Here is an 11,692-nt window from a genome sequence, read left to right as displayed (position 1 = left end):
GACACTTCAAGAAACGATGTGTTTACTGTTCCTAGAAATGTCTACGTTTTCATTCGAGGGAGAGTGCGCAGAAGGCTCGTTAAGAGAGAGGCGTTTATGGGTATCTATAGATAGCTAAGAAACGAAGTCGTCGCGTTAAAAAAACTTACTGAAAAGAGGGTAATGCACATGGCACAACATATCAAGGGAATTGGCGCTTCTGCAGGGATCGCGATTGCAAAAGCATTCGTGATGGAAACACCGGTCTTTGAGATTCCATCGCACAAAATCGAGGATGCAGCTGCGGAAAAAGAACGTTTCCAAGCAGCAATCGCAAAATCGAAGACAGAACTCGAAGTCATTCGTGAAAATACCTTACAAGAATTAGGTCCAGATAAAGCGGAGATCTTCTCGGCTCACCTTCTCATCTTAGAAGATCCGGAAATCGTCAGTCAGGTGAACGCAAAAATCGAGGACGAGCAAGTAAATGCTGCAAAAGCACTCGATGAAGTCGCAAACATGATGGTCATGATTTTCGAATCAATGGATAACGAATACATGCGCGAACGTGCAGCAGACGTTCGTGACGTCACGAAACGGACGATGGCTCACCTTCTCGGTATCACGTTCGTCACTCCAGCTCAAATTAACGAAGAAGTCATCATCATCGCTGAAGACTTGACTCCTTCAGATACAGCTCAATTGAACCGCAAATATGCTAAAGGTTTCGCAACGAACATTGGTGGCCGGACATCGCACTCTGCCATCATGTCACGTTCACTCGAAATTCCAGCAGTCGTCGGAACAAAAGTCGTCTTGACGGACGTGAAACACGGCGATCTTCTCATCCTTGACGGTGCAGAAGGTGACGTCATCGTCAACCCAAGCGAAGAGCAGGTGGCTGAGTATGAAGCAAAACGTGCAGCATACATCGCACAAAAAGAAGAGTGGAAAAAGCTCAAGAACGAAAAAACAATGACGGCTGACGGTCATCACGTCGAGCTCGCTGCAAACATCGGTACACCAAACGATGTCAAAGGTGTTTTGGATAACGGTGCAGAAGCAGTCGGTCTCTACCGTACGGAATTCCTCTACATGGATGCAGAGACGTTCCCAACGGAAGATGAGCAGTTCACAGCTTACAAAACAGTTCTCGAATCAATGGGCGATAAAAAAGTCGTCATCCGGACTCTTGATATCGGTGGCGATAAAGAATTGTCGTACCTTGATCTCCCACACGAGATGAACCCGTTCCTCGGTTACCGTGCAATCCGTCTCTGTCTCGATCAAACAGACTTGTTCCGTACGCAATTACGCGCACTTCTTCGTGCGAGTGCATACGGTAAACTTGCTGTCATGTTCCCGATGATCGCAACGATCGAAGAATTCCGTGCTGCAAAAGCACTTCTCCTTGAAGAAAAAGCAAACCTCCAAGCTGAAGGCGTTACGGTATCAGAAGACATCGAAGTCGGTATGATGGTCGAAATCCCAGCAACAGCGGTCATGGCTCGTCAGTTCGCAAAAGAAGTCGATTTCTTCTCAGTCGGAACGAACGATTTGATTCAATACACGATGGCAGCAGACCGGATGAACGAAAAAGTATCATACCTGTACCAACCGTTCAACCCAGCGATCTTAAACCTCTTGAACAACGTCATCACAGAAGCACACAAAGCAGGCAAATGGGTCGGCATGTGTGGTGAGATGGCAGGAGAAGAATTGGCACTTCCAATCCTTCTTGGTCTTGGTCTTGATGAGTTCTCAATGTCAGCATCATCTGTCCTTCGCGCACGTAGCTTGATGACACGCCTCAACAAATCAGAGTGTGAAGCAATCGTTGAGCAAGTACTCGATATGGATACGGCAGAAGAAGTCGTCGACTTCCTCAGCACGACTTTCGACATCAAAAAATAAGTGTTGTCAGACGAATCTGGAGCAATCCAGGTTCGTCTTTTTTTGTCTAATTCAACAAAAAAACAACGCCCCTTTCTAATTAAGAAAGAAGACGTTGTTGAAACGGTGATTATTGAGCTTGTTTCTTCTTTTCTGGAGTAGCTTGTTCCGACAGAATCGGACGCTCGTTCCCCATCAAGAAGATAAAGATGACACCGAGTACTGCTGGAATCAGCGCCCAGAAATAGACGGTTGAGATCGATTCTGCAAGCGACGTCTTGATTGCTGTCGCAACTTCGGGTGGCATCTTCGCAAACGCATCAGCCGTTGGGAACTGTCCACCTGACGGCGCTCCACCTTGCGGCAACCGATCCGTTACAGCTGACGTGAACGTCCGTGATTGAATGATTCCGAGAACCGTGACACCAAGCGTCATCCCGATTGTCCGGAATGTCGAGCCCATCGAGGTCGCTGCGCCCCGACGTTGCATCTCGATCCCATTGATACTTGCTAGATTCAATAGAGAGAAACTAAAGCCAACACCGAAGCCAAGAATGATCATATAAATCGTTACCGCTGTCCGCGATGTCTCAAGCGTCATCGTACTAAGGAGATAGACACCGAGTAGGAAGAAGACCGCTGAGACGATCATGACGTTCCGGAATCCAAACTTGTTCGGCAACTGTCCACCAAGTTGCGCCGAGATGACTGAAGCGATCAACATCGGCATCAGGATCAGACCGGAGTTCGTCGCACTGCCACCAAAGACACCTTGCACGAAAATTGGAATAAACACACTCGCCGAAATGAAGACGAATCCATAAAAGAACGCAACGCCTTGTGTTGCCGCAAATAAGCGACGGCGGAACAGGCTGAACGTAATGACAGGGTCCGCTGCGCGTCGTTCAGCAAATGCGAAGGCAACGAACGCGACGAGTGCTGCTCCGAACAGACCAAGAATTTGTGGCGAAGACCACGCATATTCTTTTCCACCCATTTCAAGTGCGAGTAAGAATAACACCAATCCGGCGACAAGGGTGAAGGCACCGACATAGTCGATTTTCTGTGTCCGGTGCACCGGTGATTCCTGATAGAAGACCGTCACGAGACCAAGGGCAATCAAACCAAGTGGAATATTAATGTAGAACACCCAGCGCCAGTCGAGGGAATCCGTTAATAACGCCCCAAGCAATGGTCCGAAGATACTCGAGATACCGAAAACTGCTCCGAACAATCCACTGATTTTCCCTCGTTTTTCCGGTGGGAAGATATCAAAGATGATTGTAAAGGCAATCGGCATCAACGCCCCACCACCGAGCCCTTGCAAGGCACGATAGGTAGACAATTCAATGATCGAGTCTGCCATTCCACATAAGATACTCCCCACCATAAAAAGGAGCATCCCAAAGAGGAAGAAGCGTTTTCTTCCATACATGTCACTCAGTTTACCGAAGATCGGCATCCCAGCAACGGTTGCGATCATGTAAGCTGACGTGACCCATGCATACTGATCAAACCCATTCAGTTCACTGACAATCGTCGGCATCGCTGTCGCAACGATCGTGTTATCCATCGCCGCGACTAAAATCCCAATCAATAATCCGATGACGACAGGTGTCGTATTCGTTTTTGTTGTAGTCGAAGACATCGACGCACCTCATTTCTCAAAAAATTAGCTAACTCTTATAATAGCTAACTCATTGTATCATCATATGTGCAAAATCTCATTATCAAATGTGCTTTACGATCGTTTCACACAAAAAAAGACGGATCGCTCAGAGCGATCCGTCGCTTTTCTTCTTTACTCTACACGATACGAAATCGCTTCTCCGGCTTCGACCATCCGTCCGACATCAACGTCGACTTTTCGATCGCCGCTGTTCGTGACGATGATTGGTGTCAGTAATGATGGTACGAGTGGTCGTACTTGTTCAAGATCGACATTGAGGAGTGGCGTCCCCGGTTCGACACGATCGCCGGCTTTCGCCAACGCCTCGAACCCTTTTCCTTCGAGTGACACCGTATCAATACCGATGTGAATCAAGATTTCATCTCCATTATCTGCAAGAATACCAATCGCGTGTTTCGTTGGGAAGAACGTCGTGATCTCACCAGAAACCGGAGAGACGACATATCCTTCCGTTGGTTCGATTGCATATCCGTCACCCATCATGCGACCGGAGAAGACTTGGTCCGGTACATCATCGAGAGAACGAATGATACCGCTTAGTGGTGCGACATATCCATCTTCAGGCACGTAAGCCCCGCCACGATCCCCAGCGAGTGGACCGGTATCTGCTGTAGTTCCAGAAGTCCGTGCTTCGTCTCCCGTTGGAACTTGTGGAATTGGATCTGCTTCTGGTGTCTCTTTTGGTTTATAGTTTGGATTTTTCATGATGTCTGCCATCTCAGTCTTGATCCCGTCGGATTTCGGTCCAAAGATCGCCTGGACGTTATCTCCGACTTCAAGAACACCAGCAGCACCTAGTTCTTTCAAGCGCTCTTTGTTGACGCCTGATTTATCATTGACCGTAATCCGAAGTCGTGTGATACAAGCATCTAAATGTTTAATGTTTGATGGACCACCGAATGCTTGTAGAATTTCATACGGTAGATCGCCTGCTTGTGCCGTTGAGGTAGCGGCACCTTCTTTAATCGCTTCGCGTCCCGGAATCTTTAGATCAAACTTCGTAATGACGAAACGGAATCCGAAGTAATAGATGACGGCGAAGACAAGACCGACTGGAATGACGAGCCACCATGAGGTTCGGTTCGGTAGAATCCCGAATAACGTGTAGTCAATCAATCCACCGGAGAACGTCATCCCGATCTTGACGTTCAGTAAATCCATGATCATGAATGAAAGACCAGCAAAGACAGCGTGAACGGCAAACAAGAGTGGTGCAACGAAGACGAAGGAGAACTCGACTGGCTCCGTGATACCAGTCAGGAAAGAAGTCAACGCAGCTGAGAAATAAAGACCTTCGACGGCTTTACGACGATCTTTTGCGACCGTGTGGTACATCGCAAGACAGGCTGCTGGCAGACCGAACATCATGAATGGATATTTCCCGGTCATATATGTCCCTGCCGTAAATGGTACACCGTCCTTCAACTGTGCGAAGAAGATCCGCTGATCCCCATTGATGATCGTTCCGGCTTTATCCGTATATTCCCCGAACTGGAACCAGAAACTTGAGTACCAGATATGGTGAAGACCAAACGGAATCAATGAACGTTCAACGAGTCCAAAGATGAACGCAGACAACGGTTCGTTCGCTTCGATGATTGTTTTTGAGAACGTATTGATACCTGTTCCAATCGGTGGCCAAATGTACGATAAGGCAAACCCGGCGACAAGACTAAACAAGGCAGTTGCAATCGGAACAAAACGTTTCCCTGCGAAGAATCCGAGGAAATCAGGCAGTTTGATTTTAAAGAATTTATTATAACTGTACGCTGCTATCAAACCGGCAATGATCCCTCCGAATACCCCCATTTGCAAGGTCGGTATCCCGAGGACCGTCGCATACGACAAGTCACTCGCTTTCTGTGCTTCCGTGATTTTTTCTGGTGTGATCTGTAAGAATGAACTGATGACCTTGTTCATGATCAAGAAACCGACGATCGCTGCTAGACCGGCAACCCCTTCCCCATTCGCAAGACCAATCGCGACCCCGACGGCAAACAGTAACCCGAGGTTCGCAAAGATGATATCACCCGCATCTTGCATGACCCGCCAGATGACGACTAGCGAATCGTTCTCGAGGAACGGTAAATATTGCGTCAAGTTCGGGTTTTGAAACGCTGTCCCGAACGCGAGCAATAGCCCCGCTGCCGGCAAAATCGCTACCGGTAACATCAGGGCCTTACCGATCCGCTGTAAGACACCAAACACGTTTTTCCACATGCGTATATTCCCTCCTTTTTTTAAACAAACTACTTAGTTCATACCCTAAAATATTCTAGCGCAAAACGATTCTAAAAGATTTTTCCAAAAAAAATGAGCCCTTCCGCAGAAGGACTCATTTCTTAAACATTAGACTGTTTTTTCTTGTTTACGTGATGCGATGACGGCTTGGATTTCAGACTTGATGTTGTCTGACTTCGGTCCGTAGATTGCTTGAACGTTGTTACCAACTTCAAGGACACCAGCAGCACCTAATTTTTTCAACTCATCTTTGTTGACTTTCGATTTGTCGAGAACTTCGACACGAAGACGTGTGATACATGCATCCAAGTGTTTGATGTTCGACTCTGAACCGAGTGCGTCAAGGATACCTTCAGCGAGTTCAGAACCTTGAACAGATGATGTTTCTTGCGCTTCATCTTCACGACCTGGTGTTTTCAAGTTGAACTGACGGATCGCGAAACGGAATCCGAAGTAGTAGATGACAGAAAGTGCAAGACCGACGACGATGACGAGCCACCACTGCGTGCGTCCTGGAAGAACACCGAAGAGAAGGAAGTCAATCAAACCACCAGAGAATGTCATACCGATCTTAACGTTCAACAATTGCATCGTCATGAACGAGAGACCTGCGAAGACAGCGTGAACTGCGAACAAGATTGGAGCTACGAACAAGAATGCGAATTCGATTGGCTCTGTGATACCTGTCAAGAATGCTGTAAGTGCTGCTGATCCAAGAAGACCACCAACGACTGCACGACGCTCAGGGCGAGCTTCGTGGTACATTGCGAGTGCTGCTGCTGGAAGACCGAACATCATGAACGGGAATTTACCAGTCATGAACGTACCAGCTGTTAATGTTGCGTTGTCTTTCAATTGTGCGAAGAAGATCGCTTGGTCACCATGAACGACTGTTCCTGCTGCATTCTTGTACGAACCGAATTCGAACCAGAATGGCGCATAGAAGATATGGTGAAGACCGAATGGAATCAACGAACGCTCGATGAGACCAAAGACGAATGCTGCGAGTGTTGGGTTTTTCTCCATCATAAAGTGCGAGAACGAGTTCAAGCCATCTTGCGCGAACGGCCAGACGAATACGAGAACAAGACCTGCAACCAATGAAACAACTGCTGTGACGATTGGAACGAAACGTTTACCAGCAAAGAATCCAAGGAACTGTGGCAATTCGAGATTATGGTACTTCCCGTACGCCCAAGCTGCGATCAGACCGATGATGATACCACCGAATACCCCAGTTTGAAGTGTTGGGATACCGAGTACGTTTGCATATCCTTGACCGTTAGCCACCATTTCTGGTGTAACGCCGAGCCAAACGCTCATTGTTTTGTTCATGATCAAGAATCCGACGATTGCCGCAAGTCCGGCTGCGCCGTCCCCTGCAAGACCAATCGCGACACCGACCGCGAATAAGAGTGCTAAGTTACCAAAGATGATGTCCCCGGCTGCTTCCATCAATTTTGCAACTTTGATGATTGCATCATTTTTCAAGAACTCGAGTTTTGACGTCAAGTTCGGATTTTGCATCGCGTTACCGAATCCGAGTAGGATACCGGCAGCTGGCAAAATCGCTACAGGAAGCATCAACGCTTTACCGACACGTTGAAGAACAGCAAAAATCTGTTTGAACATGTGTGTTTCCTCCTTTTCCTGTTAAGAGCGAAGTATGATGAATAATGCCAATGATTGAGACGAAAAAAGTCAGACATCTGACCGTTTTTTTACAGAAAAAAATCAGGCACGAGCGGATTGTAGACAATAGACTTATCCCGTTGCATAACGGAAATAAAGCTTCTTGCCCGACATCCCACTCATGCCTGATCGTATCAGTAACACGTAGTCCGTGCGGTCATTTACCTGAATTGTACTGCACTAAGCGTTGCAGATGCATCGTAAGATACGTCGCCTCACCGCGCGGTACCGCTTTCTTCAACTGACGTTCCATGATGGACATCAGCTCCCAAGCAGTATCATAGCATAGCGGATATTCTTCACGCAATAGCTTTTCTACTTTTTCTGGAGCCTCTAGATACTCCCCATTGGAAACCCTTTCAATCGCTGAACGAAGATGCCGAATCAGACGCTTGTAATCAAGCGATTTTCGATCGATTTTAATCTCCAGTCGCTGTTCGATATGACTAGCAATTAAACCGACGAGCTGATGATGGCGGTTGACTTCAAGTACGTCTTTGAAGTTCGTCGCCGAATGAATATGAAGTGCGATGAATCCTGTCTCCGCTGGAGGTAGGTAAAAATTCATCTCAGCACTGATGAACTCGACGATTTCTTCTGCAAGGGCGTACTCTTCCGGATACAAGGCTTCCGTTTCAGCAAGAAACGGATTCGTGACTTCCATTCCTTGTTCGAGTCGCTTGAACGTAAACGTCAAATGATCCGTCAATCCGATATGGATATGTTCGTCGACCTTTTTTCCGAAGCGTGTCTCGATCATCGAGACGATCTCGTTCATCAACGCGATGAAATTTTCATCGAGATGACCGACGAGCGCCTTATATTGATCCTGTTCTTCTTTATCCTTCAACGTGTAGACTTTTTCCAACTTGTCGAGATCTGTCAGTTGATCGCCTGGCTTCCGACCGAAGCCAATCCCTTTCGCGAGGATAATGACTTCCTGATTCGCACCAGTCGAACAAATGACGACATTATTATTCAATACCTTGATAACGTGGTACATTTGTTTATCCATTCGCTCTCAACCCAATCTGCTCTTACACATTTATTTAAAGACATTGTTTTCATTATAACGGTTTTTCAGACACGAAAAAAGCCTACTTACTCAAGTAGACTTTAAAACATTTGGTAACCGCTCTTACGCAAGAAGCGAATCGATAGACCGGCGATGATGATTCCGGCAAGACCAGCCGCGAACATCGTGATATCCGCTGTCTGTAGACCAGCAATCCGGTCCCCGAGATTCGGAATTGCTTCACGAGCATTCGTGAAGTATTCGAGCGTCGATTGGTTGTCGATCATCATGATGATGATGACCGGATAGAGTACGAGCATCACCCATGTACTCCGCAACAACATGTTTAAGATGAATCCGATACTAAAGAACATGACGAGATAAAGCACACTCCCGATCACGGCTTGAATGATATGCATACTGTTCCCCCTTTGAATCTCTTCTAGTATAACCGACAAAAAAGGCAAATGCACGAGTGTACATTTGCCTAAAACGTGAACTTAGAACTTCCCTTTTTTGATCGCAAGACCAAGTTTTTTCAGTTCGAAGAAGTGTTTGTTGTCGATGACTTTTTTCATGAACGATGCATTACGACCGTAAATCTTCTTACCGAAGACCATGCCGATACCGTCTTTATGACCAAGTGAAGCGACCGTTCCTTTGTTCTCGTACGTGAACGTCGATGTTTGACGACCCGCGATGAGTGCTGCGATGTTCTCAGCGACTTTGTGTGCTTGTTGTGTCGCGATTTGTGCAGTCGGTGGGTACGGACGGTTCGAACTTGGATCCATGACTGCTGAACAGTCACCAATCATGAAGACGTTGTCGTGTCCAGGAACACGAAGATCTTCTTCGACGACGACACGGTTACGCATCGCTTCGAAGCCAGATGCTGCAACGACAGGGTTACCGCTGACGCCACCTGTCCAAATGATCGTGCTTGCTTCAATCGTCTCAGTCGTATCGCCTTGAAGCGGACCGAACGTGACGCTTCCTGGGCCACATTCCTTGATGCCGTTACCGAGTTTGAACTCGACGCCTTGGCGCTCAAGCCATTTGTGTGCGTAGTTGACGAGATCAGCATCGAATCCTGGAAGGACTGTTGGCGCTGCCTCGATGTTGACGACACGAACGAGTTCGCGTGGGATGTCATATTGTTTGCACAGTTCTGGAATACGGTTGACGAGCTCACCCATGAACTCGATTCCTGTGAATCCAGCACCACCAACAACGATCGTCAAGAGTGAACGATCTTGTGATCCTGTTGTTTTGTACTGTGCGAATGAGTAATCGATATGTTCCTTGATTTTACGGACGCTGTTCAACGAGCTGATTGTCAGCGCGTGTTCCTTCAATCCTTTGATACCGAATGTTTCAGGAACGCCACCGAGAGCAACGACGACGTAATCGTAAGGAACTGTTCCGCCATCTTGTAAGAGAACCGTTTTAGCAGCCGTGTCGACTTTCTCAACGATACCTTTGACAAGTTTGACGCGTGACGGGTTGATGACATCATTGATGTAGATGCGCGCTTGCTCCGCAGACATCGTACCTGCAGCTGGTTCATGCAACCAAGTTGTTTGGTAATGATAGTCGTGTTTGTTAATCAACGTGATGTTCGCTTGATCGACGCCGAGTTTCTTTTGAAGGTTGACTGCTGTGATCAATCCACCGTAGCCCGCTCCAAGAATAACAATGTTAGGTGTGTTCATGTTCTGATACTCCTTACGAATCGTAGTTTTGTTGTGATTTTCTTCACATTCAATTACAGACGAATGCTCAAAAATTTTGTTCAAATAATGTTCACATGTCTATAAGCCTATTGAAACACTTTTCAGGAATGATTGCAAAAGAAAAATGTAATTTCCCTTAAAAAAATGTGAGATGTTCCGTACTTGCACCTTCACCCCCTACTTCCTATATAATGGACCTATCCAACGCTAGGAGGGAATCAGATGCACCAACCATATGATGTCACGATCATCGGCGGCGGTCCGGTCGGACTGTTCACCGCGTTTTATTCAGGAATGCGCCAGATGAAGACGAAGGTCATCGAGAGTCTACCTCAATTAGGTGGTCAACTCGCTACGCTTTATCCTGAAAAATATATATACGATATTGCCGGTTTTCCGAAAGTAAAAGCACAGGAACTGGTCGATCGGTTGCTTGAACAAGCAAATGAATTCGATCCGACATACGTGCTCGGTGAGACCGTCATCGCTTACGAACGGATGGATGACGGAATCATCCGCCTCGTCACGAATAAAGGCGAGCATTATACAAAGACCGTCATCTTGACGGCAGGAAACGGCTCGTTCGCTGCGCGTCCACTCGGAGTAGCGGATGCAGAACGCTTCGAAGAAACAAACTTACACTATTTCGTCAACGACATGGAACGTTTCAAGGATCGCCAAGTCGTCTTACTGGGTGGCGGTGACTCAGCAGTTGACTGGTCATTGATGCTTGAGCCGATCGCAAAATCCGTCACGCTCGTCCACCGTCGTGACAAGTTCCGTGCCCATGAACATTCGGTCGAACTGTTACACGATTCGTCCGTCAACGTCATGACGCCGTATACACTTGAATCGGTCACAGGTGAGACGCACATCGAGACGCTGACGTTCAAACATGCTGAAAGTGGTGAAGTCGTCGTCGTCGCTGCGGACGATGTCGTCTGTAACTTCGGCTTCGTCTCGTCACTCGGACCGCTCAAAGAATGGGAAGTCGAATTCGAACGCAATTCGATTCGTGTCAATTCGAAGATGGAGACTGCGATTCCGGGCGTCTTCGCTTGTGGTGATATCGCGACTTACGAAGGACGCGTTAAACTGATCGCAACGGGCTTCGGTGAAGCACCGATCGCCGTTAACCAAGCGAAACTTCTCGTTGATCCATCTGCTCGTCACCCGCAACACTCGACGAGTCTGTTCGAAAAAGTAACGAATCATTCTTGAGATAACTGAATGGCTGTAAACAAATAAGAGGTCGAATTCCGGATGACATACCGGAGTCCGACCTCTTATTTTCATGGAATCACATCGAGGACGTGACCAAACATCTTCGACTCCCACAGGAAAAGGAAGCACGATGCGTGCTTCCGTCAGGGATAGGGAAGACCCGACAGATCACATGGAATGGGAACTGGCGCGGCTTACATCCCGCCTAAGGAAAGCGAAGATGTT

Annotated in this window: 8 protein-coding genes; 2 read left to right on the top strand and 6 right to left on the bottom strand. The window is 47.3% G+C overall.

Features of this window, described 5'->3' with window-relative positions; all coding sequences use genetic code 11:
• The first annotated feature begins 168 nt into the window (after positions 1 to 168).
• Entirely contained in the window at positions 169 to 1,893 is a 1,725-nt protein-coding gene (gene ptsP, locus KNQ14_RS02465; protein WP_214859526.1) for a phosphoenolpyruvate--protein phosphotransferase, read from the top strand.
• Between the two features lie 109 nt (positions 1,894 to 2,002).
• Here ptsP and KNQ14_RS02460 read toward each other — a convergent pair whose 3' ends face one another.
• From KNQ14_RS02460 to KNQ14_RS02435, 6 genes are all read right to left on the bottom strand, one after another.
• A complete protein-coding gene (locus KNQ14_RS02460; protein WP_214859525.1) occupies positions 2,003 to 3,520 on the bottom strand; it encodes an MDR family MFS transporter in 1,518 nt (505 codons plus the stop codon).
• Between the two features lie 153 nt (positions 3,521 to 3,673).
• Positions 3,674 to 5,782 (bottom strand): glucose-specific PTS transporter subunit IIBC, encoded by a 2,109-nt coding sequence (gene ptsG / locus KNQ14_RS02455; RefSeq protein WP_214859522.1) that lies wholly within the window; start codon positions 5,780 to 5,782, stop codon positions 3,674 to 3,676.
• 129 nt (positions 5,783 to 5,911) lie between these two features.
• The gene (gene ptsG, locus KNQ14_RS02450; protein WP_087681287.1) at positions 5,912 to 7,435 is read right to left on the bottom strand and encodes a glucose-specific PTS transporter subunit IIBC; all 1,524 of its coding nucleotides are present in this window, start codon (positions 7,433 to 7,435) and stop codon (positions 5,912 to 5,914) included.
• A 217-nt stretch (positions 7,436 to 7,652) separates the two neighbouring features.
• Positions 7,653 to 8,510 (bottom strand): glucose PTS transporter transcription antiterminator GlcT, encoded by an 858-nt coding sequence (gene glcT, locus KNQ14_RS02445; RefSeq protein WP_087681288.1) that lies wholly within the window; start codon positions 8,508 to 8,510, stop codon positions 7,653 to 7,655.
• Positions 8,511 to 8,611: 101 nt separating this feature from the next.
• Positions 8,612 to 8,929: a YuiB family protein gene (locus KNQ14_RS02440; protein WP_023469133.1), complete on the bottom strand. Its 318-nt coding sequence runs from the start codon at positions 8,927 to 8,929 to the stop codon at positions 8,612 to 8,614.
• An 81-nt stretch (positions 8,930 to 9,010) separates the two neighbouring features.
• Positions 9,011 to 10,222: an NAD(P)/FAD-dependent oxidoreductase gene (locus KNQ14_RS02435; protein WP_023469134.1), complete on the bottom strand. Its 1,212-nt coding sequence runs from the start codon at positions 10,220 to 10,222 to the stop codon at positions 9,011 to 9,013.
• Positions 10,223 to 10,465: 243 nt separating this feature from the next.
• Between KNQ14_RS02435 and KNQ14_RS02430 the strand changes: the two genes are divergently transcribed.
• Positions 10,466 to 11,464, top strand: coding sequence for an NAD(P)/FAD-dependent oxidoreductase (locus KNQ14_RS02430; RefSeq protein ID WP_023469135.1), 999 nt, complete (start codon positions 10,466 to 10,468; stop codon positions 11,462 to 11,464).
• The last annotated feature ends 228 nt before the right edge of the window (positions 11,465 to 11,692 follow it).

Origin of the sequence: Exiguobacterium sp. s161 (assembly GCF_018619045.1) — a bacterium.
GTDB lineage: Bacteria > Bacillota > Bacilli > Exiguobacteriales > Exiguobacteriaceae > Exiguobacterium_A > Exiguobacterium_A indicum.
The sequence above is the reverse complement of the archived record's forward strand: the minus strand, read 5'-3'. Positions and strand labels throughout refer to the sequence as shown.